Here is a 21,106-nt window from a genome sequence, read left to right as displayed (position 1 = left end):
TTGAAACGTAAAACACTTACCCAATACCTGGTGGAGCAGCAACGCTCCGCGCAGGCCCTGGCCCCCGAAGTGCGGCTGCTCATCGAAGTGGTGGCGCGCGCCTGCAAGGCGATCAGCCACGCGGTCAGCAAGGGCGCGCTCGGCGGCGTCCTGGGCAGCCTCGAAAGCGAGAACGTGCAGGGCGAAGTGCAGAAGAAGCTGGACGTGCTGTCCAACGAGATCCTGCTCGAAGCCAACGAATGGGGCGGCCACCTGGCGGCCATGGCCTCGGAAGAGATGGAGACCATCCACCTGATTCCGAACCGTTACCCCAAGGGCGAATACCTGCTGCTGTTCGATCCGCTGGACGGCTCCTCGAACATCGACGTGAACGTGTCGATCGGCACCATCTTCTCGGTGCTGCACGCCCCGCACAACGTGTCGGGCGCGCCGGTCTGTGAGGCCGACTTCCTGCAGCCGGGCAACAAGCAGGTGGTGGCCGGCTATGCCGTCTACGGCCCGCAGACCATGCTGGTGCTGACCATCGGCAACGGCGTGGTCGGTTTCACGCTGGACCGCGAAATGGGCTCGTGGGTGCTGACCCACGAAAACATCCGCGTGCCCGAAGACACCAAGGAATTCGCCATCAACATGTCGAACATGCGCCACTGGGCCGCCCCGGTCAAGCGCTACATCGACGACTGCCTGGCCGGTTCCACCGGCCCCCTGGGCAAGGACTACAACATGCGCTGGATCGCCTCGATGGTGGCCGACGTGCATCGCATCCTGACCCGCGGCGGCATCTTCATGTACCCCTGGGATGCGCGCGAGCCGGGCAAGGCCGGCAAGCTGCGCCTGATGTACGAAGCCAACCCGATGAGCTTCCTCATCGAACAGGCCGGCGGCGCGGCGATCAACGGCACGCAGCGCATCCTCGACATCCAGCCGGACAAGCTGCACCAGCGCGTCAGCGTGATCCTGGGCTCGAAGAACGAAGTCGAGCGCGTGGGCCGCTACCACGCCGAGGACGCGGGCAAGTAAGCCCGGCGTTCGCCCAACAAAAAGCCCCGGCCTGAGCCGGGGCTTTTTTTTCGTCGGGATCCGGCGAAGGGCTTACTTGACCTCTTCGATGGACTTCACATCGTCCTTGTTGATCTGGACCTTCTTGCCGTCCTTGTCGTACTCGTACATGCCGGATTTCTTGTCATAGGTCGGCTCGTCGGGCGTCACGGTCGAGGTCCCGTCCCGTTGCTGAATAACCGAGGGCGACGAGCATCCGGCCAGCACCCCTACTCCGGTCACCACCAGGGCCAACGTCATGGTCTTCAGGTTCATGGGCGTGTTCTCCGCGTGTGAATGGTGAATTCACTGTATCGGATGCGCGCCCAAAAAAAGTGACGGCATGTGGCCAAAATGCGTATGAAAGTAAAAAACCCCTCGCGGTTCACACCGCGAGGGGTTGCAACCCCATACAACCGCAAGCTGCCTTTACACCTTGGCGTGCGCCTCGATATAGCGGCGCACGGCGGCGGCGTCGCAGTCCATGACTTCGACGCGCTGCGGCAAGGATTCCAGGTTTGCCAGGTTGCCCGGCGGCGTGGCCGGACGGCCCAGGGCGGCCTCGATGGTTTCCGAGAACTTGGCCGGCAAGGCGGTTTCCAGCACCAGCATCGGCACGCCGGGCTCGACGTGCTCGCGCGCGACCTTGACGCCGTCGGCGGTATGCGGATCGACCAGCACGCCGGTCTGGTCGTAGAGCGAGCGGATCGTGGCCAGGCGGTCTTCGTGCGAGCTGGCGCCCGAGACGAAGCCGTACTGCGCCTCGAACCGCGGCTTGAGCGCCGACAGGTCGAAGAAACCGTCGCGCGCCATGTCGGCCCACAGCGCCTTGACGCGGTCGGCATCGCGGCCGACCAGGTCGAACACGAAGCGCTCGAAGTTCGAGGCGCGCGAAATGTCCATCGACGGGCTGGAGGTGGCGTAGGTCTGCTCGGCCGGGCGCGGGCGATAGATGCCGGTGCGGAAGAACTCTTCCAGCACGTTGTTCTCGTTGGTGGCCAGCACCAGGCGACGCACCGGCAGGCCCATGCCGCGGGCGATGTGGCCCGACAGGATATTGCCGAAGTTGCCCGAGGGCACCGTGAACGAGACCTGCTGGCCCGGCTTGCCGGTGGCGCGCAGCCAGCCGTGGAAGTAGTACACCACCTGGGCGGCGATGCGCGCCCAGTTAATCGAGTTGACCGCGCCCAGGCGGTACTTGGCCTTGAAAGCCAGGTCGCCGGCCAGCGCCTTGACGATGTCCTGCGCTTCGTCGAACACACCGCGCACGGCGATGTTGTGGATGTTCTCGTCCTGCAGCGAGTACATCTGGGCGCGCTGGAACGCGCTCATGCGGCCGTGCGGCGACAGCATGAACACGGCCACGCCGCGCTTGCCGCGCAGCGCGTATTCGGCCGCCGAACCGGTGTCGCCCGAGGTGGCGCCAACGATGTTGAGCGTGGTGCCGCGCCGGGTCAGCACGTACTCGAACACCTGGCCCAGGAACTGCATGGCCATGTCCTTGAAGGCCAGCGTCGGGCCTTCGGACAGCCCCAGCAGCGACAGGCCGTCGTTCAGCGGGCGCAGCGGGACGATGTCTTCGCTGTTGAAGATCTGCGAGGTGTAGGCGGCGCGGGTCAGGCGGCGCAGGTCCTCGGCCGGAATATCGGTGGCAAAGCGCGACAGCACTTCGAACGCCAGGTCGGCGTACGGCAGGCCGCGCCACGATTCCAGCGTCTCGGCCGAGATCTGCGGCAGTTGCTCCGGCACGGCCAGGCCGCCGTCCGGCGCCAGCCCTTCTAGCAGGATGTCGGAAAACGGCTGGGGCGCCATGCCCCCACGGGTTGAGATGTATTTCATATCAGAAACTCCACAATGCACGGCATCCCGCCGAGCCAGGCCGCGCGGAGCCGGCTCCGCCGGGCCGCCGCCGGCGCCCCCTTGAGGGGGAAGCGCCGCAGGCGCTTCGGGGGTGAGCCTTCCTCATGCCAAATGCTCCACGCGCAGGCGCGTGACCTTGGACCGCACGAACGGCAAGGCCTCGATGCGCTCGATGGCCTGGTTGACGTTGCCTTCCACCGCCTCGTGCGTCAGGAAGATGATGTCCGCGCCGCCGATGTGCGAGGGCTGCTGGATCATCGAGCCGATCGAGATCGACCGGTCGGCCAGGAGGCGCGCGATGTCGGCCAGCACGCCCGGCTGGTCGTCCACGCGCAGGCGCAGGTAGTAGGAGGTGCTGACCTGCTCGATCGGCAGGATCGGCGTGTCGGCCATGGCGTCCGGCTGGAACGCCAGGTGCGGCACGCGGTTGCCCGGATCGGCGGTATGCAGGCGGGTCACGTCGACCAGGTCGGCCACCACCGCCGAAGCGGTCGGCTCTTCGCCGGCGCCCTGGCCGTAGTACAGCGTCGGGCCGACGGCGTCGCCCTTGACCAGCACCGCGTTCATGGCGCCTTCGACGTTGGCCAGCAGACGCTCGGCCGGCACCAGCGCGGGATGCACGCGCAGCTCAATACCGTCGGCGCGGCGCTTGGTGATGCCCAGCAGCTTGATGCGGTAGCCCAGGCGCTCGGCGTGCTCGATGTCCTCGGCGGCCAGTTGCGAGATGCCTTCGATGTAGGCGCGGTCGAACTGCACCGGCACGCCGAAGGCCAGCGAGGCCAGCAGCGTCAGCTTGTGCGCGGCGTCGACGCCTTCCACGTCGAAGGTCGGATCGGCCTCGGCGTAGCCCAGGCGCTGGGCTTCGGCCAGCACGTCGGCGAACGGCAGGCCGCGCGAGCGCATTTCCGACAGGATGAAATTGGTGGTGCCGTTGATGATGCCGGCGACCCACTGGATGCGATTGGCGGTCAGGCCTTCGCGGATGGCCTTGATGATGGGGATACCGCCGGCGACGGCGGCTTCGAACGCCACCATCACGCCGCGCTCGGAAGCCGCGGCGAAGATCTCGTTGCCGTGCTTGGCCAGCAGCGCCTTGTTGGCGGTGACCACGTGCTTGCCGTTGGCGATGGCTTCCAGCACCAGCTCGCGCGCCAGGGTATCGCCGCCGATCAGCTCGACCACGATGTCGATCTCGGGATCGCGCACCAGCGCGTGCACGTCAGTGTCCACGGGCAGCGTGTCGCCGACGCGGGCGCGCGCCTTGGGCACGTCGCGCACGGCGGCGCGGGTCACTTCAATGCGGCGACCGGCGCGGCGCGCGATCTCTTCCGCATTGCGCGACAGCACCGTCCAGGTGCCGCCGCCAACCACGCCCAGGCCGAGCAGGCCCACTTTCATGGGATTCATCGCGGCGCCCTCGGCGGGCGGGCGTTGAGGGGAATTCATTTCGGTTCTCCAAACACTCACGCAATAACGGCTGCATACAGTCCACGGGCGCCCTCCCCGAGCGGGATGCCGCGGATCCGGCTCCGCCGGTCCGCCAGCATGCCCCCCCGGGGGGAAGCGCGCAGCGCTTCGGGGGGGACCTTACCTATAGCCGTCCTTGCGGAACATATCCTTGATGCCGCGCACCGCCTGGCGGGTGCGCTGCTCGTTTTCGATAAGAGCGAAGCGCACGTATTCGTCGCCATACTCGCCGAAGCCGATCCCGGGGGACACGGCCACTTTCGCATCCGACAGGACGCGCTTGGCAAACTCCAAAGAGCCCATCGCCCGGTAGGGTTCGGGGATCTGCGCCCAGATGTACATGGACGCCTTGGGAATTTCCACATTCCAACCTGCTTCGTGCAGACCGCGCGCGAGCACGTCGCGGCGGCTTTGGTACTGCGCCACGATCTCGTTCACGCAGTCCTGCGGGCCGTCCAGGGCGGCGATCGAAGCCACCTGGATCGGCGTGAACGTGCCGTAGTCGTGATAGCTCTTGATGCGCGCCAGCGCCCCGACCAGCTCGCGGTTGCCGACCATGTAGCCGATGCGCCAGCCCGCCATGTTGTAGCTCTTGCTCATGGTGAAGAACTCGACCGCGACATCGCGCGCGCCGGGCACCTGCATGATCGAGGGGGCGACATAGCCGTCGAAGGTGATGTCGGCATAGGCCAGGTCGTGCACCACCAGGATGTCGTGTTCCTTGGCCAGGGCCACCACGCGCTCGAAGAACGACAGGTCGACGCACTGGGCGGTCGGGTTGCTGGGGAAGCCCAGCACCATCATCTTGGGCTTGGGAATCGATTCGCGCACGGCGCGCTCGAGTTCCTCGAAGAAGTCCACGCCCGGCGTCATGCGCACGGAGCGGATGTTGGCGCCGGCGATGACCGCGCCGTAGATGTGGATCGGGTAGCTGGGGTTGGGCACCAGCACCGTGTCGCCGCGGTCCAGGGTGGCCAGCATCAGGTGCGCCAGGCCTTCCTTGGAGCCGATGGTGACGATGGCTTCGGAATCGGGGTCGAACTCGACCGCATAGCGGCGCTGGTACCAGTCGCAGATGGCCTTGCGCAGGCGCGGGATGCCCTTGGACACCGAGTAGCCGTGGGTGGTCGGGCGGATGGTGGCCTCGACCATCTTGTCGACGATGTGCTTGGGAGTGGCGCCGTCCGGATTGCCCATCGACATGTCGATGATGTCCTCGCCGCGCCGACGGGCTGCCATCTTGAGCTCGCCGGTAATGTTGAAAACGTACGGGGGCAAACGCTCAATGCGAGAGAACTTCCTCATGATGGGAATCCTTAGGGGGCGAAGGGGCAAAAATCCAGGGCGCGAGGGCGCGAAGGGGAAACGGGCTCAAAAGCCGCGCCAGCACACGTTTGCGGCGCAGCAAAACCCTGTAATCTAGCGCAAGGACGCCTGGGCGGCAAATGGAACAAAAATAGGGCCTGCTTGATGGCAAATTTGGTGGCAAAAATGCCCACCCTCCCGCCGGGCCGCCCCCAACGGCGGGCAGCCTCCCCGCGGGGGGCAGAGAGCGAGCGCAGCGAGTGAAGCGTGGGGGTATTCCCTTTGCAACATACGGCCATCCTGATGCGCTATTATCGGAGCCATAAAGCCGGAGTATTTATTGAAGCTGCATACCGATCCTGCGACGGCCGCCCTGAACACCGTCACCGCCTACGGTGACGGTTATATCGAGGTCAACCAGGTACGTTTTTCCTCCTCGGTCGCTTTTGGCCCCGAAGGCGAAGTTACCCCTTGGCCCGTTCAGTCGCCGGCCGACATCACCCCCACCCTCTTGCGTCAGGCGGCCGGATTGTCCGAACCCGTCCGCGACCCGTTGGCGTTCCTGGACGAACCCGAAGCCACCCCCAGCCGCCCGGCCAATGCGCCGGAAGTGCTGCTGGTCGGCACGGGCGGCCGGCAACAGTTCCTGCGCCCCGAGGTGCTGCGTCCCCTGTTGGCGGCCGGCATCGGCGTGGAAATCATGGACACCCACGCCGCCTCGCGCACCTACAACATCCTGATGGCGGAGGGCCGGCGCGTGGTCGTCGCCCTCATCCCCCCCAACGGAGACCCCCAGACATGATGATGCCCATCATCGGCAAGCCCGCCCCGCTGTTCACCGCTGAAAGCACCATCGGGCCGATCAGCCTGGAGCAGTGCCAGGGTCGCGCCGTGATCCTGTACTTCTATCCCAAGGACAACACCCCTGGCTGCACCACCGAGAGCCAGGATTTCCGCGACCTGCACGCCGACTTCCTGTCGGCCAGCGCCGTGGTGGTCGGAATCTCGCGCGATTCGCTGAAGTCGCACGAGAACTTCAAGGCCAAGTACGAGCTTCCTTTCCCTCTCATCTCCGACGCCGACGAAACCGTGTGCAATCTGTACGGCGTCATCAAGCAGAAGAACATGTACGGCAAACAGGTGCGCGGCATCGAGCGCAGCACCTTTCTGATCGACGCTTATGGCGTGCTGGTGCAGGAGTGGCGCGGGGTGAAGGTCCCGGGCCACGCCAAGGAAGTCCTGCAGGCCGCCAAGAGCATCGGTTAGCCGTGCACAGGAATACCCGTCAGGTGCCATAGCCGGCCCATACTGGAGAGTGACGCATATGCCGCTTCCGAAGTTGCCCACCCGCCCCGCAGCCATCCTGACCTTCCCCTCGGGCGATAACGCCCGGGCGCAGGCCCGCAGCACCAAGACCGCCGCTGCGCGGTCGAACACCCAGGCCGTCCTGGCCGAAGACGACGAGGACGAGCTGCTGGTCCAGCCCGAACTCGACGGCATGGCCCCTCCCGCCCGCAAGGCCCAGATCCCGGCCCGCCAGGTGCCGCCGCCGGCCCCCGCCGCGCCGGCGCCGCGCGCCCAGGCGCGCCAGGCCAAGCCCGCCGCGACCCCGGCCAAGCGCGCCAAGCCGCGCGCCCAGAACGAGCCGCGCAAGCTGTTCGTGCTGGACACCAACGTGCTGCTGCACGACCCCAGCTCGCTGTTCCGCTTCGAAGAGCACGACATCTTCCTGCCGATGATGACGCTCGAAGAACTGGACCACCAGAAAAAGGGCATGTCCGAAGTGGCGCGCAACGCTCGCCAGGTCAGTCGTTCGCTCGACGCCCTGGTGCAGGACGCCACCCAACTGGACGAAGGCCTGGAACTGGCCAAGCTGGGCAACAAGGACGCCACCGGGCGCCTGATGTTCCAGACCACCGCCATCCACAGCACCCTGCCGTCGGACCTGCCCATGGGCAAGGCCGACAACCAGATCCTGGGCGTGGTGCGCGCGCTGCAGGAAAAATACCCGCAGCGTGAAGTCGTGCTGGTGTCCAAGGACATCAACATGCGCCTGAAGGCGCGCGCGCTGGGCATGGCCGCGGAAGACTACTTCAACGACCACGTCCTGGAAGACTCGGACCTGATGTACTCGGGCGTGATGCAGTTGCCCGAGGATTTCTGGAACAAGCACGGCAAGGACGTCGAGTCCTGGCAACAGGGCGGCACCACCTTCTACCGCATCCACGGCCCGCTGTGTTCGCAGTTCGTGGTCAACCAGTTCGTCTACTTCGAAGGCCAGATGCCGCTGTACGCCCAGGTGCGCGAGGTCAGCGGCAAGATGGCGGTGCTGGCGACGCTGCGCGACTACACCCACGGCAAGAACAACGTCTGGGGCATCACCGCGCGCAACCGCGAGCAGAACTTCGCCATGAACCTGCTGATGAACCCGGAATGCGACTTCGTGTCGCTGCTGGGCCAGGCGGGCACGGGCAAGACGCTTCTGGCGCTGGCGGCCGGCATCACCCAGGTCCTGGAGACCAAGCGCTACACCGAGATCATCATGACCCGCGTCACGGTGCCCGTTGGTGAAGACATCGGCTTCCTGCCCGGCACCGAGGAAGAGAAGATGCTCCCCTGGATGGGCGCGCTGGAAGACAACCTCGACGTGCTGAACATGGGCGAAGGCGAAGGCAATGGCGACTGGGGGCGCGCCGCCACCATGGACCTGATCCGGTCGCGCATCAAGGTCAAGTCGCTGAACTTCATGCGCGGGCGCACCTTCCTGAACAAGTACCTGATCATCGACGAGGCCCAGAACCTGACGCCCAAGCAGATGAAGACGCTGGTGACGCGCGCCGGCCCCGGCACCAAGGTGATCTGCCTGGGCAACATCGCCCAGATCGACACGCCGTACCTGACCGAAGGCAGTTCGGGCCTGACGTTCGTGGTCGACCGCTTCAAGGGCTGGCCGCACTCGGGCCACGTAACCTTGCAGCGCGGCGAGCGCTCGCGCCTGGCGGACTACGCCGGGGACGTGCTGTGAACCCTCGCGGCTGAGTCTCCACGCCGCGCCCACCGCCGTGGGCGGACGCCGCCTCCCCGGGACGGCGTCTCCAAAGAAAAAGCCCCTTGAGCGATCAAGGGGCTTTTTTATCACCGGTGCCTGACGATTATTTGTCGGCGGCGTTGGTGATGGCGTTGCCGGCCCGCGACATGTCCTTGCCCATGCCCGCCACGGTATTGCAACCGGCGAGTACGAAGCCGAACACGACGAAGGCGGTCAGCACGATCTTGCTGCGCATGCTGCGCTCCTGAAATGTGGGGAAAAGATTCCGGGGCGTACTTTAAACGATCTGCACCCGCAGTTCACCCAGTCCCTCAACGCCGCCGGTGATGACATCGCCCCGCACCACGGCGCCCACGCCTTCCGGCGTGCCGGTGAAGATGATGTCGCCAGGCTGCAGTTCGAACAGGCCCGACAGGTAGGCGATGCTTTCCGGCACGTTCCAGATCATCTGCGAGATGTCGCTGGCCTGCTTGCGCTGGCCATTGACGTCGAGCCAGATGGCGCCCTTGTCGAGCGTGCCGACCACGCTGCGCGGATGGATCGGGCCCAGCGGCGCCGACAGATCGAAGGCCTTGCCCACTTCCCAGGGACGGCCTTGCTTCTTCATCTCGCCCTGCAGATCGCGGCGGGTCATGTCCAGGCCAAGGGCGTAACCCCAGACGCAGTCGTTGGCCTGTTCCACCGGGATGTCGCGGCCGCCCTTGCCCAGCACCACCACCAGCTCCATTTCGTAGTGCAGGTTGGAGGTCTTGGGCGGATACGGCATCTTGCCGGTTTCGCCGTCGGCCACGCTCAGCACGGCGTCGGCGGGCTTGCAGAAGAAGAACGGATCTTCACGGCCGGTGAAGCCCATTTCCTTGGCGTGCTCGGCATAGTTGCGGCCGACGCAGTAGACGCGGCGCACCGGAAACAGCGCGGCGCTGCCGGCAACGGGAACCGCGGTCAGCGGCTGGGGAGGCAATACGTAGTCCATGATCTATCAACCTATGACGGGTGGAACGGTCCGATGGCAAAAATCATTCGCGAGTGTATCCCGTTCCGGGACGGCGGAAATATTCAGCAAATTGTAGGGATTTCCCCATCGAACACCACCAGGCGCTCGATGAAATCCGCCATGTAGGCCTTCATTTCCTGGTGGGCGGCCGACACCTGGTAGCGGTCGTGGGCGGCGGCGTCACTGAACGCCGCCACCACCGCGTGGGTCAGTCCGTCCGAACGGCCGGCCTGGTTGGGCCGGAAGGCATAGCCCGCCACGCCGTCGCATTCGGCCAGGATGCGGTCGCAGTAGCCCCGCACCCGGTCATGAAAGCGCGCATCGGCGGCGCCGGACAATTGCAGCATTACGACATGCAGGAACATCACGACTCCTTTTTCGAACGGGCGACGGCAAGCCAGGCGCGCGACACCAGCCCCATGATGCCGTCGCGGAACAACAGGACGCACAGGATGAAGATAGCCCCCTGCACGATCAGCACCCAGGAGCCCAGCGGCGCCAGGTAATTCTGCAGCGACACGAAGGTGAAGGCGCCGGCCAGCGGACCAAACACCGTGCCAATGCCGCCCAGCAGCGCCATCAGCACCACTTCGCCGTTGGCGTGCCAGTGCACGTCGGTCAGCGAGGCCACGCCGAACACCAGCACCTTGAGCCCGCCGGCCAACCCCGCTACCGAGGCCGACAACGTAAACGCCAGCAGCTTGTAGCGCGACGTCGAATAGCCCAGCGAGCGGGCCCGCTGCTCGTTGTCGCGCACGGAACGGATCACCTCGCCGAACGGCGAGTTCAACACCCGCAGCACGAAGGCGTATCCCAGGGCGAACACCGCCAGCGTGAAGTAATACATCGGCATCACGCTGTCCAGGTCGAACAGACCGAACAGCTTGCCGCGCGGCACGCTCTGCAGGCCGTCCTCGCCGCCGGTGAAACCCGCCTGCACCGCGATGAAGTACACCAATTGCGACAGCGCCAGTGTGATCATCGCGAAGTAGATGCCCTGGCGCCGGATCGCGATGGCGCCGAACGCCAGTCCCAGCAGGCCGCCGGTCAGCACGCCGGCCAGCAGGCCAAGTTCGGGCGTGGCGCCCAGCAGCTTCATGACAATGCCGGTGGCATAGGCCGCCGCGCCGAAGAAGGCCGCATGGCCGAACGACAGCAGGCCGACGTAGCCCACCAGCAGGTTGAAGGCTGCGGCGAACAGCGCGAAGCACAGCACCTTCATCAGGAACGTGGGATAGACGAACCAGGGCGCGGCCAGCGCAGCCAGCGCCAGGATCGCCATGCACCAGCGCATGGCGCGACGGCCCAGTTGCACCGGTTCGCGCGTGGCTTCGGCCGCCAGCACGTTCTGCACCTGCAGCGGCTTGCCGAACAGGCCGGCAGGCTTGCACAGCAGCACCAGCACCATGATGAGGAAGATCGCCAGGTTGGCGGCCTCCGGATAGAACACCTTGGTCAGCCCCTCGATGATGCCCAGCCCGAAACCGCTGACGATGGCGCCCATGATGGAACCCATGCCGCCGATCACCACCACCGCGAACACCACCACCACCAGGTTCGAGCCCATCATCGGGCTGACCTGGTAGATGGGCGCGGCGATCACGCCGGCCACCGACGCCAGCGCCACGCCGAGCGCGTAGGTCAGCGTGATCAACAGCGGCACGTTGATGCCGAACGAGCGCACGATGGTCGGGTTCTCGGTGGCCGCGCGCAGCATGGCGCCGACCCGGGTCTTCTCGATCAGCACCCACACCGCCAGGCACAGCACCAGCGACACCACCACCGCCCAGCCGCGGTACCACGGCAGGAACATGAAGCCCAGGTTGACCCCGCCCGTCAGCGCCTTGGGGATGGTGTATGGCAATCCCGACACGCCATAGGCCTGGCGCAGCCCACCTTCAATCAGCAGCGCCAGCCCGAAGGTCAGCAGCAACCCGTACAGATGGTCCATGCGGTAGGTGCGCGAGATCAGCACGCGCTCGACCACGATGGCGAACGCCGCCATGATGAGCGGCACCAGCACCAGCGCGGCCCAGTAGTTCACGCCCAGGTAGTTCAGCAGCATCCAGGCCAGGAACGCGCCCGCCGTGTACTGCGCGCCATGGGCGAAGTTGATGATGTTCAACAGGCCGAAGATCACCGCCAGCCCGATCGAGAGCAAGGCGTAGAACGAACCGTTGATCAGGCCGAGCAGGAGCTGGCCGAACAGTGCCGTGGACGGCACGCCAAAAATTTCGAACACAGGATTCTCCCCTCAGACGCCCAGGCGGCGCGCGATCCGCTCGGGATCGTTGCGCGCCTCTTGCGCCGACAATTGGTCGACCACGCGGCCATGCTCCATCACGTAGTGGCGGTCGGCCACCTTGGTGGCGAAGCGGAAATTCTGCTCGACCAGCACGATGGTGAAGCCGCGCTCCTTGAGCGTGCGGATGGCCTGCCCGATCTGCTGCACGATCACCGGCGCCAACCCCTCGGTGGGCTCGTCCAGCAGGATCAACTGGGCGCCGGTGCGCAGGATGCGGGCGATCGCCAGCATCTGCTGCTCGCCGCCCGACAGGTTGCCGCCAGAGCTGCCGCTGCGTTCGCGCAGGTTGGGAAACAGGGTGTAGATCTCGTCCAGCGACATGCCGCCGTCGGCCAGGCGCGGCGGCAGCAGCAGGTTCTCGGTCACGTCCAGGCTGCGGAACACCGCCCGTTCCTCCGGGCAATACACCACGCCCAGCCGCGGGATGCGGTGCGGCGCCATGCCCACGGTTTCCTGGCCATTCAACAGGATCGAGCCGCGGCGCTTGTCCAGGATGCCCATGACGGCGCGCAGCGTGGTGGTCTTGCCCGCGCCGTTGCGGCCCAGGATCGTGACCAGTTCGCCGCGCCGCACGTCGATGTCGACGCCGTGCAGCACATGCGATTCGCCATACCAGGCGTTGAGGTCCTTGATCGACAGCATCAGTCGTCCCCCTCTTCAGCGCCCATATAGGCGGTAATGACGCGCTCATCGCGCGATACCGTGGCGTAGTCGCCCTGCGCCAGCACCGCGCCGCGCGCCAGCACCGTGATGGTGTCGGACAGGTCGGCGACCACCGACAGGTTGTGCTCCACCATCAGGATGCTGCGATTGGCCGACACGCGCCGGATCAGCGCCGCGATACGCGCCACGTCTTCCTGGCCGAGGCCGGCCATCGGCTCGTCCAGCAGCATCACTTCAGGCTCCAGGGCCAGCGTCATGGCGATTTCCAGCGCCCGCTTGCGGCCGTAGGGCAACAGGGCCGCCGTGGTGTCGGCCAGGCCCGCCAGACCGACCGCCTCCAGCAGGGCCAGGCCCTGGTCGTTGAGGCGATCGACACTGCGACGGCTGCGCCAGAACCGCATCCCGTCGCCATGCTGGCGCATCAGCGCCACGCGCATGTTCTGCAGCACGGTCAGCCCCAGGAACACCGCCGAAATCTGGAACGAGCGCACGATGCCCAGGCGCGCGATCTGCTCCGGCGCCAGCGCGGTGATGTCGCGGCCGCGATAATGGATTGCGCCCTGGTCGGGCGTCAGGAACTTGGTCAGCAGGTTGAAGCAGGTGGTCTTGCCGGCGCCGTTGGGGCCGATCAAGGCATGAATGGAACCTTCCCGCAGGGCCAGGGACACGCCGTCGACGGCATTGAATCCGCCGAACCGCTTGACCAGCCCCTGGGCGGACAGCACCGCTTGGGTACTCATGGCCGTCCTCCTACATGCGGGCCAGCAGGCCGCCGTCGATCGCCAACACGTGGCCATTGACGAACGAAGCCCCCGGCGAAGCCAGGTACACCACCGCCGGCGCGATGTCCTCAGGCGTGGCCCAGCGCCCCACCGGCACCGCCGTCGACAGGAACGACTGGAACTGCGGATTGTCCTGCAGCCCCTGGGTGAAGTCGGTGCGCACGAAGCCCGGCGCCAATGCGTTGCAGGTGATGCCCTGGCCGCCATACTCGACCGCCAGCGCGCGGGTAAACGCCGCGATGGCGCCCTTGGCGGTGGCGTAGGCCGCGATGTTCGGCATGGTGGCCTGGCCGGCGACGGATGACATCAGCACGATGCGGCCGAAGCCGCGCGCCGCCATCGCCGGCAGCACCGCGCGGGCGCAATGGAAAGCGCCATTCACGTGCACGTTCTGCAGCGCCTGCCATTCGGCGGGCGCCATCTCGACCACCGGTTTGCGGTTCTGGTTGCCGGCATTGCTGACCAGCACGTCGATGGCCACGCCATCGGTTTCCAGTTGCGCGATGGCCGCGGCCACGGCGGCGCCGTCGGCCACGTCGAACACCGCGCTGCGCGCCGGGATGCCGGCCGCGGCCAGTTGCGCGCAAGCGGCGTCGCAGGCGGCCTGCGACAGATCGTTGATCACCACGCGCCCGCCCGCCCGGCCCAGGCCGGCGGCGATCGCATACCCCAGCCCGCGCGCGCCCCCCGTCACCAGCGCCGTGCGCCCGGCCAACCCGAAGGTCTGGCCCAGATAGTCCTGATTCAAGCTTGTCTCCTTGTCTTATAGGCGCCGGATCTCTCGGAACATCCGCGTCGGGAAAGGCTTCCCGAGGCTCGGCATCCCTGGCCCGGCTCGTGTCGATCCGCCGTCCCTGCAGGAAAACGTGATTGACATAAATCTCAATATACGCGACTATTTTTAAACACTCAATAACAAGATTTTTAGTTTTTCTTCCATAACGAGTTTTGGCTAGGAGACATCATGGCCCTCGAAACCCCTGGCTGCCCTGCGGCCAACGCGCTGCCGCCACTGGCATCGCGCTTCCTGAAAGTGGATGAACTGCCGTGGAAGCCCACGCAGGTCGAAGGCATCGACATGAAGGTGCTGATGCAGGACAAGGAGTCCGGCCTGCTGACCGCGCTGTTCCGCTGGCAACCCGGCACCGAGCTGCCGCTGCATGAACATGTCGAGGTCGAGCAGACCTATGTGCTGGAAGGCTCGATCGTCGACGCCGAAGGCGAAGTGCGCGCCGGCGACTACGTCTGGCGCCCGCGCGGCAACCGCCACGTGGCCCGGGCTCCGCATGGCGCGCTGGTGCTGAGCTTCTTCCTGAAACCCAACCTGTTCATCGACGCCTACGCCGGCCAGACGCTGGAATAGGCACGCCCCGGCAAGACCCCGCGCGACCGCCCGGCACAGGGCGGCGCGCCAAGATACAAGCCCCCGAGGAGACAAAACCATGAAGATCCGTTTCAAGCATTGCCTGGCCGCCTGCGCGCTGGGCGCCGTTTCACTGTCGGCCCAGGCCCAGGTATCCGACGACGTCGTCAAGATCGGCGTGCTGGGCGACCAGTCCGGCATGATGGCCGACCTGTCCGGCAAGTTCGGCGTCGAGGCCGTGAAGATGGCCGTCGAGGATTTCGGCGGCAAGGTGCTGGGCAAACCCATCGAGGTGGTGTCCGCCGACCACCAGAACAAGGTGGACATCGGCGTCTCGATCGCGCGGCGCTGGTACGAGAACGAAAAGGTCGACCTGATCCTGGACGTGCCGAACTCGGCCATCGCGCTGGCGGTGCAGGACCTGACCCGCCAGATGAAGCGCGTGGTGATCTTCACCAGCGCCGGCTCGGCCGACCTGACCGGCAAGGCCTGCTCGCCCAACGGCATGCACTGGACCTACGACACCTACGCCTACGCCACCGGCGTGGCCAGCGGCGTCATGGAAGACGGCGGCAAGAGCTGGTTCTTCATCACCTCCGACTATGCCTTCGGCCATTCACTCGAACGCGACGCCATGGCGGTGGTCAAGGCCAAGGGCGGCCAGGTGGTCGGCAGCGTGCGCCACCCCATCGCCAGCGCCGACTTCTCGTCGTTCCTGCTGCAGGCGCAGGCCTCCAAGGCGCAGGTGATCGGCCTGGCCAACGGCAGCGGCGACACCATCAACAGCATCAAGCAGGCGTTCGAATTCGGCATCATGGGCAGCAAGCAGCGCGTGGCCGCGCTCTTCATGAGCATCGTCGACGTGCGCAGCGTCGGGCTGGAATACGCCCAGGGCCTGAACCTGGTCGAGCCGTTCTATTGGGACCAGGACGACAAGGCGCGCCAGTGGTCCGAGCGTTATTTCAAACGCACCGGCCGCATGCCGTCGATGGTGCAGGCCAGCAACTACAGCGCCACCCTGCACTACCTGAACGCGATCAAGGCGGCCGGCACCGACGCCTCGGAGGCGGTGCTCAAGAAGATGCACGAAACGCCCATCAACGACTTCATGACCGAGAACGGCCGCATCCGCGAGGATGGCCGCGTGATGCGCGACCTGTACCTGTTCCAGGTGAAGAAGCCGTCGGAATCCAAGCGCGACTGGGACTACTACAAGCTGGTGCGCAAGATTCCCGCCGAACAGGCGTTCCGTCCGCTGGACCAGGGCGGTTGCGCGCTGGTGAAGCCATGAGCGGCGGCGCGCCCGGCCTGCTGGCAGGCAAGCGCGCCGTCGTCACGGGGGGCGCCAACCCCCGTGGCATCGGCGCCGCCATCGTCGCGCAATTCCTGGCGCAAGGCGCCAGCGTCGCGGTGCTGGACCGCGATTATCCCGACCACGCCGACGCCGGCCTCACCGGCGGCCGCGTCAATCTGCACTGCGACGTGTCGAGCAGCGCCTCCTGCGAGCAGGCCGTGGCGCAGGCGGCGCGGGCGCTGGGCGGCATCGACGTGCTGGTGAACAACGCCGGCATCGTCGCCGCGACCCGCATCTGGGACCTGCCCGAGGACGAGTTCCGCCGCATGATCGACGTCAACCTGACAGGCACGTACAACGTGACGCGCGCCGCCCTGCCCCAGTTGCTGGAAAGCGGGCGACGCCCGGCCATCGTCAACCTGGGGTCGACCGCCGCCTTGCGCGGCGGCGGCCTGCTGGGCGGTTCGCACTATGCCGCCTCCAAGGGCGGCGTGATCAGTTTCACCAAGGCGCTGGCGCGCGAACTGGGCCCGCGCGGCGTGCGCGCCAACTGCGTGGCGCCGGGCATCATCGAGACCGACATGACGCTCGGCAAATTCGGCGAAAATTGGGAACAAGAACTCAAACAGGGCATTCCGCTGCAACGCTTCGGCTCCCCGGCCGAAGTGGCGCAGGCCATTCTGTTCCTGGCCTCGGACCTGTCCTCCTACTCAACCGGCATCGTGGTCGACGTCAACGGCGGCTTCCACATTCACTAGGCGCGTCAGCAGCAATGAGCACTCCCGATCGCATGTTGTCCATCCTCGACCTCTTCCGCGACGACACCACCGCCGCGTTCCAGGAGGACGTCATGGCGCATCTGGAGTGCTCGCGCGCCACCGCCTACCGCTATCTCAAGTCACTCACCGAAAGCGGCCTGCTGGCGCCGACCGCCGGCGGCGCCTACGTGCTCGGCTCGCGCATCATCGAGCTGGACCGGCACCTGCGCCAGCACGACCCGCTGATGCGCGCGGCCCGCGACGTCATGCGCGCCACGGGCGACGAACTCAACGCCAACCTGATGCTGTGCAGCTACTACGGCGACAAGGTCATGTGCGTGGACCGCTACTGGACCGACCATTCCATCGAATCCAGCTACGCGCGCGGCCGCCCCTTCCCCATGTTCCGCGGCGCCACCGCCAAGCCCATCCTGGCCAATCTGCCGCCTTACCAGTTGCGCAACCTGATGCTGTGGCACGCCGCCGAAATCCGCGAGGCCGGGCTGGGCGAGGACTGGGATGCGTTCCGCGCCAACATCAAACGGCTGCGCGCAGCCGGCGTGTGCGTGTCGCACGGCGAGGTCGACCCGGGCCTGATGGGGATCGGCTCGGCGATCTTCACGCCCGACCAGAAGGTGGTGGGCAGCCTGGTGTTCATCGCCGCCGAGGCGCGCACGCCCGCCAAGCGGCTGGCGCTGCTGCAGGAACGCATTCAGGAGGCGGCGGCGCAGGTGACGCAGAATCTGCAGGGCCTGCAAGACAACGGCGCGGCGGCGATCGGCATCATGCCGTCGCGGCCGCGCCGCCTGAAGGCGCCCGCCGGTGCGACACCGGCGCGGCGCAAGGCCTGATCAGCCCTTGTTGTAGCGCTCGGCGCTCTTGAGGATTTCCTCGTGGGCGGCGTCAACGCCCTTCCAGCCCTTGACCTTGACCCACTTGCCCTTCTCCAGGTCCTTGTAGTGCTCGAAGAAGTGCTGGATGCGGGCCGTGTCTTCGGCCGGCAGGTCTTCGTACGACTTGATGTTGCGGTACGGGGGGTAGAGCTTTTCGATCGGCACGGCCAGCAGCTTGGCGTCGCCACCCGACTCGTCGTCCATTTCCAGCACGCCGATGGCGCGGCAGCGCACCACGGCGCCGATCTGGATGGGGAACGGGGTCAGCACCAGCACGTCGGCGGGGTCGCCGTCTTCCGACAGCGTTTGCGGGATATAGCCGTAGTTGCACGGGTAGTGCATGGCCGTCAGCATGAAGCGGTCGACGAAGATCGCGCCCGATTCCTTGTCGACCTCGTACTTCACCGGGTCGGCGTTCATGGGGATCTCGATGATCACATTGAAGTCTTCCGGCAGCTTCTTGCCGGGGGACACGCGGTCATAACTCATGATGGAACCTTGTCAGTCTGAAAGAGGATCAAAGCGAACCGTCGTCCTTGAACGGCGGCTTGGTGGTCGGGGCCGGCACCGCGGGCGCGGCCGGCTTGGGAGTGGCCGGCGGGGCCGGCGAATACGTCGGCACGGGGCTGTCGAACGCCGCGGCCGGGATCGGCGCGCTGTCGAAATATTCGTCGATGTCGGAGGTGCCGCCGACGACCGGCGCATCTTCCGGCGCCAGCGCGCGCGCCTGCTGCTCCTTGTTGGCGCGGGCGTCCGGGTCCAGCACGTAGTCCGACGCCGACGCGGCCACGGCCGGCGGCAACGCGGGATAGTCGCCGCCGATATCGGCGTCGATATCCGACAGGCCGACCGCGTACCCGCCCTCGGCGTCCAGGCGGTACGGGTCCGAGCCGGTATCCGCCGCCGGCAGCGCCGCGTCGGCGGCCAGCACGGGCAGCGCCATGCTGGCGGCGGTGGCGAGGCGCCAGTGGCGCACCGCATCGGCCGGACGGTCGAGACGGTCGTACAGGCTGCCCAGCAGCGCGTGCGTCTGCGCATCGCTACGGCGCGACAGGCTGCGCAGCAGGTAGCGTTCGGCCTGGCCCCACAACTGGCCGTTCAGGCACAGCATGCCCAGCGCGGTCAGCAGGTCGGGATCGGTGGGGCGCTGCTGCAGCCAGGTCTCGGCCTTGGCCAGCCGGCGCGAGACCTGCTCGGCGTCGCAGCGCGCGTAGGCTGCCACCAGGGCGGGGTTGAATTTGACGGCGATGGCGGCCTCGAGCACCTTGGCGGCTTCGTTGGCCTCGCCGGCCGCTTCGAAGGAGGCGGCGCCGGCCAGCGCGATCTCGGGCAGCAGGCGCTCCTCGGCCTTGAGGTCTTTCCAGATGGCGCGCCAGCCGTCGTTGGCGGCCGCCGCACGCAAGCGCGCCGCGCCGGCCACGTCGATCAGATGGTCGCCCTCGGTGCGCGCCAGGGCATTGCGGCGCAGCAGGCCGCGCGCCAGCGTGAAGACCTGTTCGTCATGATGCAGGGCCGTGTGCGCGCGCAGCAGCAGGCGCATGGTATGCAGGTGGCGCGCGCCGCCGTCGGCCAGCGGCGCCAGCACGGCCAGCGCGCGCTCGGCGCGGCCCTGGTCCAGCAGCATGTCGGCTGACACCGTCGCGGTGGCTTCCACCAGGCCGGGGTCGGTGCCGGCCTGCTCCTGCGCGGTCGCCAGCAGGCGGTCGCGGCGGTCGAATTCCCCCAGGCCATGCGCGGCACGGGCGGCCGACAGCGCGGCCAGCACGCGGCGGGTCTGCACCTTGGTCTGCTCGAGCAACTTGGTCAGGTCTTTTTCGGCGTGCGAATAACGGCCTTCGAGCAGGCCGATCCAGCCGCGCTCGAGCAACTCGTGATCGCGCGCCTGGGCGCGCTTGCCGCGCCAGGCGCGGACGCGATCAGGGATGGCAAGCAGCCAGGCCAACAGGCGCAGGCCGACGTACAGCACGACGAAGGCGGCCACGATCAGCAGCACGGCCAGCGTCAGCGACATCGAGATGCGCCACGGCCAGACCAGCAGCAGCACGTTGCCGGAATGGGAACGCAGCACCACCGCCAGGGCGACGGCGATGACGGCGAGCAGCAGTGTCCAGAACCAGGTACGCATGGGCCTCAGTCCTGATCGCTGGTCTTGAAGCCGGCGGCGCGCAGCGCGGCCACGGCGTTCAGGCTGTCGGACACGTCGGGCATGCGCACCGCGATATCGGTCTGCGCCAGTTCGCGGGCCAGGTTCTGGGCCGCGACTGTGTCAGGCGAACGGGTGTCGAAGTACTTGGCCAGCGTGGCGCCGACGTTGTCGAGCTCGCTTTTCCAGACCGCGGGCTGGCGCATCAGCATGGCCAGTTGCACGGTCAAGAGACGCTGGCGCAGCGTGCCGCGCACCTGGTCGGCCTGTTCCGGCGACAGCAGCAGCGCCGCGGGTTCGTCAACGCGCTGGATCGAGATCAGGCCGCCAAGCTCATGTGCCAGCGCCGAGCCGGCACGGCCCGGCCACGAGGCCACTTCGGCGCGCCAGCGCTGCCACCAGGCCGCGTCGGCCGGCAGGCCGGCCTGAGGGTCGACCGGGGCGGGGGCCGGGGTCGCGGGGCGAGTCTCGCCGGCGGCGATGCCGGGCGCGGCGGCGTCCGGCACCAGCAGCGGCGCCTTGCCGACCAGGGCCGTCAGGCGCTCGATGCGGGCTGACTGCGCCGGAATGTCGACGGTGGACACGGCGCGCAGGCGGTCCAGGTCGCCGTTGATGGCCTGCTGCAAGCTGGAGAAGCGCGGGCGGTCGGCTCGCGCCAGGCGCGATTGCGCGGTTTCCAGCGCGACGATGGCGTTGGAGACGTTGCCGGCCAGCCGGAGTTGCTGGCTGCCGATGGTAAGCAGGCGCTCGACGTCGTTGGCCAGCAGTTCGTCGCTCGCGCTGTCGTTGAAGTTCTGCCAGGCCTGTTGCAGGGCGTTGTACTGGCTCTGGGTCTCGCGCACGCTGTCTTCGAGGTCACCCAGGCGACCGGCCTGGGCTTGCGCCAGGGCCAGGGCTTCGCGAGTGTCCTTGCGCGCCTGCGCCACGTCGGCGGCCAGCGTGTCCAGGCGCGAGGCGACCTCACGGCCGGCGGCGACGAACTGCGTGCGTTGCTGCCACAGGGCATAGCCCAGCCCGACGGCGAGCAGGATGACGATGATGAGGGCAGTGACCAGGGGGCCACTGCCGCGCTTGGCCGGACGGGCCGTGACGGAATCGGCCGGGGCCGATGCGGGCGCGCTGGCGCCCGGGGCGGCCGGGTTAACGGCCGGATCGGTAGCGGGAGTCTTGTCTGTCATGACGCGATTGTATT

General features: G+C 67.0%; 22 protein-coding genes. 8 read left to right on the top strand and 14 right to left on the bottom strand.

What is annotated here, in order from left to right:
* A complete protein-coding gene (locus SB816_RS24790) occupies positions 1-1,020 on the top strand; it encodes a class 1 fructose-bisphosphatase (protein WP_054417627.1) in 1,020 nt (339 codons plus the stop codon).
* Between the two features lie 72 nt (positions 1,021-1,092).
* Here the strand turns inward: SB816_RS24790 and SB816_RS24785 are convergent, their stop codons facing one another.
* The 4 genes from SB816_RS24785 to alaC all read right to left on the bottom strand — a co-directional run bounded on the left by SB816_RS24785 (position 1,093) and on the right by alaC (position 5,670).
* Positions 1,093-1,314, bottom strand: coding sequence for a YgdI/YgdR family lipoprotein (locus SB816_RS24785; RefSeq protein ID WP_006388435.1), 222 nt, complete (start codon positions 1,312-1,314; stop codon positions 1,093-1,095).
* A 153-nt stretch (positions 1,315-1,467) separates the two neighbouring features.
* The gene (gene thrC, locus SB816_RS24780; RefSeq protein WP_410547668.1) at positions 1,468-2,877 is read right to left on the bottom strand and encodes a threonine synthase; all 1,410 of its coding nucleotides are present in this window, start codon (positions 2,875-2,877) and stop codon (positions 1,468-1,470) included.
* Positions 2,878-3,000: 123 nt separating this feature from the next.
* Positions 3,001-4,305, bottom strand: a complete 1,305-nt coding sequence (locus SB816_RS24775; protein ID WP_049072494.1) for a homoserine dehydrogenase — start codon at positions 4,303-4,305, stop codon at positions 3,001-3,003.
* 180 nt (positions 4,306-4,485) lie between these two features.
* The gene (gene alaC / locus SB816_RS24770; protein WP_054417625.1) at positions 4,486-5,670 is read right to left on the bottom strand and encodes an alanine transaminase; all 1,185 of its coding nucleotides are present in this window, start codon (positions 5,668-5,670) and stop codon (positions 4,486-4,488) included.
* A 340-nt stretch (positions 5,671-6,010) separates the two neighbouring features.
* Between alaC and SB816_RS24765 the strand changes: the two genes are divergently transcribed.
* Genes SB816_RS24765 through SB816_RS24755 form a run of 3 tightly spaced genes read left to right on the top strand, consistent with a single transcriptional unit; the run spans position 6,011 to position 8,695 of the window.
* Positions 6,011-6,472, top strand: a complete 462-nt coding sequence (locus tag SB816_RS24765; RefSeq protein ID WP_006388431.1) for an Mth938-like domain-containing protein — start codon at positions 6,011-6,013, stop codon at positions 6,470-6,472.
* Positions 6,472-6,936 (top strand): peroxiredoxin, encoded by a 465-nt coding sequence (locus SB816_RS24760; RefSeq protein WP_006388430.1) that lies wholly within the window; start codon positions 6,472-6,474, stop codon positions 6,934-6,936. Before SB816_RS24765 ends, SB816_RS24760 begins: the two co-directional genes overlap by 1 nt.
* 58 nt (positions 6,937-6,994) lie before the next feature.
* The gene (locus tag SB816_RS24755) at positions 6,995-8,695 is read left to right on the top strand and encodes a PhoH family protein (RefSeq protein ID WP_054501350.1); all 1,701 of its coding nucleotides are present in this window, start codon (positions 6,995-6,997) and stop codon (positions 8,693-8,695) included.
* A 127-nt stretch (positions 8,696-8,822) separates the two neighbouring features.
* Here SB816_RS24755 and SB816_RS24750 read toward each other — a convergent pair whose 3' ends face one another.
* The 7 genes from SB816_RS24750 to SB816_RS24720 form a co-directional block, all read right to left on the bottom strand.
* Positions 8,823-8,954, bottom strand: a complete 132-nt coding sequence (locus SB816_RS24750) for an entericidin A/B family lipoprotein (protein ID WP_006388428.1) — start codon at positions 8,952-8,954, stop codon at positions 8,823-8,825.
* A gap of 42 nt (positions 8,955-8,996) precedes the next feature.
* The gene (locus SB816_RS24745; protein WP_269874573.1) at positions 8,997-9,692 is read right to left on the bottom strand and encodes a fumarylacetoacetate hydrolase family protein; all 696 of its coding nucleotides are present in this window, start codon (positions 9,690-9,692) and stop codon (positions 8,997-8,999) included.
* 83 nt (positions 9,693-9,775) lie between these two features.
* Positions 9,776-10,078 (bottom strand): Dabb family protein, encoded by a 303-nt coding sequence (locus tag SB816_RS24740; RefSeq protein ID WP_064522687.1) that lies wholly within the window; start codon positions 10,076-10,078, stop codon positions 9,776-9,778.
* Positions 10,078-11,955 (bottom strand): ABC transporter permease, encoded by a 1,878-nt coding sequence (locus SB816_RS24735; protein ID WP_116791084.1) that lies wholly within the window; start codon positions 11,953-11,955, stop codon positions 10,078-10,080. Before SB816_RS24735 ends, SB816_RS24740 begins: the two co-directional genes overlap by 1 nt.
* A 12-nt stretch (positions 11,956-11,967) precedes the next feature.
* A complete protein-coding gene (locus tag SB816_RS24730; RefSeq protein ID WP_336235899.1) occupies positions 11,968-12,660 on the bottom strand; it encodes an ABC transporter ATP-binding protein in 693 nt (230 codons plus the stop codon).
* A complete protein-coding gene (locus tag SB816_RS24725; protein ID WP_054501355.1) occupies positions 12,660-13,421 on the bottom strand; it encodes an ABC transporter ATP-binding protein in 762 nt (253 codons plus the stop codon). Before SB816_RS24725 ends, SB816_RS24730 begins: the two co-directional genes overlap by 1 nt.
* Before the next feature lie 10 nt (positions 13,422-13,431).
* Positions 13,432-14,211, bottom strand: coding sequence for an SDR family NAD(P)-dependent oxidoreductase (locus SB816_RS24720; protein WP_144654915.1), 780 nt, complete (start codon positions 14,209-14,211; stop codon positions 13,432-13,434).
* A 216-nt stretch (positions 14,212-14,427) separates the two neighbouring features.
* On the opposite strand from SB816_RS24720, the gene SB816_RS24715 reads away from it, so the two are divergent.
* The 4 genes from SB816_RS24715 (at position 14,428) to SB816_RS24700 (ending at position 17,729) form a co-directional block, all read left to right on the top strand.
* On the top strand, positions 14,428-14,826 hold the full coding sequence (locus tag SB816_RS24715; protein WP_049072486.1) for a cupin domain-containing protein: 399 nt from the start codon (positions 14,428-14,430) through the stop codon (positions 14,824-14,826).
* A gap of 79 nt (positions 14,827-14,905) precedes the next feature.
* Positions 14,906-16,117 (top strand): ABC transporter substrate-binding protein, encoded by a 1,212-nt coding sequence (locus tag SB816_RS24710; protein ID WP_054501357.1) that lies wholly within the window; start codon positions 14,906-14,908, stop codon positions 16,115-16,117.
* A complete protein-coding gene (locus SB816_RS24705) occupies positions 16,114-16,878 on the top strand; it encodes an SDR family NAD(P)-dependent oxidoreductase (protein WP_410547667.1) in 765 nt (254 codons plus the stop codon). Before SB816_RS24710 ends, SB816_RS24705 begins: the two co-directional genes overlap by 4 nt.
* Before the next feature lie 14 nt (positions 16,879-16,892).
* Positions 16,893-17,729, top strand: a complete 837-nt coding sequence (locus SB816_RS24700) for an IclR family transcriptional regulator (protein ID WP_054501359.1) — start codon at positions 16,893-16,895, stop codon at positions 17,727-17,729.
* Here SB816_RS24700 and ppa read toward each other — a convergent pair whose 3' ends face one another.
* Genes ppa through SB816_RS24685 form a run of 3 tightly spaced genes read right to left on the bottom strand, consistent with a single transcriptional unit; the run spans position 17,730 to position 21,092 of the window.
* Positions 17,730-18,260, bottom strand: coding sequence for an inorganic diphosphatase (ppa, locus tag SB816_RS24695; RefSeq protein WP_049072482.1), 531 nt, complete (start codon positions 18,258-18,260; stop codon positions 17,730-17,732).
* Between the two features lie 28 nt (positions 18,261-18,288).
* Positions 18,289-19,896 carry a heme biosynthesis HemY N-terminal domain-containing protein gene (locus tag SB816_RS24690; RefSeq protein ID WP_064522679.1) on the bottom strand — a complete coding sequence of 536 codons (1,608 nt, stop codon included), beginning with the start codon at positions 19,894-19,896 and terminating at the stop codon, positions 18,289-18,291.
* A gap of 5 nt (positions 19,897-19,901) precedes the next feature.
* Entirely contained in the window at positions 19,902-21,092 is a 1,191-nt protein-coding gene (locus tag SB816_RS24685; protein ID WP_054501361.1) for a uroporphyrinogen-III C-methyltransferase, read from the bottom strand.
* Between the last annotated feature and the right edge of the window lie 14 nt (positions 21,093-21,106).

Origin of the sequence: Achromobacter sp. SIMBA_011 (assembly GCF_046535435.1) — a bacterium.
Taxonomy (GTDB): domain Bacteria; phylum Pseudomonadota; class Gammaproteobacteria; order Burkholderiales; family Burkholderiaceae_B; genus Achromobacter; species Achromobacter dolens.
Note: the sequence above shows the minus strand (reverse complement) of the source record. Positions and strands in the feature narration are given on the sequence as shown.

What these genes read in the sequence shown, in the direction of transcription:
- SB816_RS24690 (WP_064522679.1), bottom strand. Translation starts at nt 19,896, where the DNA reads ATGCGTACCTGGTTCTGGACACTGCTGCTCGCCGTCATCGCCGTCGCC.
- SB816_RS24740 (WP_064522687.1), bottom strand. Translation starts at nt 10,078, where the DNA reads ATGTTCCTGCATGTCGTAATGCTGCAATTGTCCGGCGCCGCCGATGCG.
- SB816_RS24710 (WP_054501357.1), top strand. Translation starts at nt 14,906, where the DNA reads ATGAAGATCCGTTTCAAGCATTGCCTGGCCGCCTGCGCGCTGGGCGCC.
- alaC (WP_054417625.1), bottom strand. Translation starts at nt 5,670, where the DNA reads ATGAGGAAGTTCTCTCGCATTGAGCGTTTGCCCCCGTACGTTTTCAAC.
- SB816_RS24730 (WP_336235899.1), bottom strand. Translation starts at nt 12,660, where the DNA reads ATGCTGTCGATCAAGGACCTCAACGCCTGGTATGGCGAATCGCATGTG.
- SB816_RS24700 (WP_054501359.1), top strand. Translation starts at nt 16,893, where the DNA reads ATGAGCACTCCCGATCGCATGTTGTCCATCCTCGACCTCTTCCGCGAC.
- SB816_RS24715 (WP_049072486.1), top strand. Translation starts at nt 14,428, where the DNA reads ATGGCCCTCGAAACCCCTGGCTGCCCTGCGGCCAACGCGCTGCCGCCA.
- SB816_RS24775 (WP_049072494.1), bottom strand. Translation starts at nt 4,305, where the DNA reads ATGAATCCCATGAAAGTGGGCCTGCTCGGCCTGGGCGTGGTTGGCGGC.
- SB816_RS24705 (WP_410547667.1), top strand. Translation starts at nt 16,114, where the DNA reads ATGAGCGGCGGCGCGCCCGGCCTGCTGGCAGGCAAGCGCGCCGTCGTC.
- thrC (WP_410547668.1), bottom strand. Translation starts at nt 2,877, where the DNA reads ATGAAATACATCTCAACCCGTGGGGGCATGGCGCCCCAGCCGTTTTCC.
- SB816_RS24755 (WP_054501350.1), top strand. Translation starts at nt 6,995, where the DNA reads ATGCCGCTTCCGAAGTTGCCCACCCGCCCCGCAGCCATCCTGACCTTC.
- SB816_RS24685 (WP_054501361.1), bottom strand. Translation starts at nt 21,092, where the DNA reads ATGACAGACAAGACTCCCGCTACCGATCCGGCCGTTAACCCGGCCGCC.
- ppa (WP_049072482.1), bottom strand. Translation starts at nt 18,260, where the DNA reads ATGAGTTATGACCGCGTGTCCCCCGGCAAGAAGCTGCCGGAAGACTTC.
- SB816_RS24745 (WP_269874573.1), bottom strand. Translation starts at nt 9,692, where the DNA reads ATGGACTACGTATTGCCTCCCCAGCCGCTGACCGCGGTTCCCGTTGCC.
- SB816_RS24760 (WP_006388430.1), top strand. Translation starts at nt 6,472, where the DNA reads ATGATGCCCATCATCGGCAAGCCCGCCCCGCTGTTCACCGCTGAAAGC.
- SB816_RS24785 (WP_006388435.1), bottom strand. Translation starts at nt 1,314, where the DNA reads ATGAACCTGAAGACCATGACGTTGGCCCTGGTGGTGACCGGAGTAGGG.
- SB816_RS24725 (WP_054501355.1), bottom strand. Translation starts at nt 13,421, where the DNA reads ATGAGTACCCAAGCGGTGCTGTCCGCCCAGGGGCTGGTCAAGCGGTTC.
- SB816_RS24750 (WP_006388428.1), bottom strand. Translation starts at nt 8,954, where the DNA reads ATGCGCAGCAAGATCGTGCTGACCGCCTTCGTCGTGTTCGGCTTCGTA.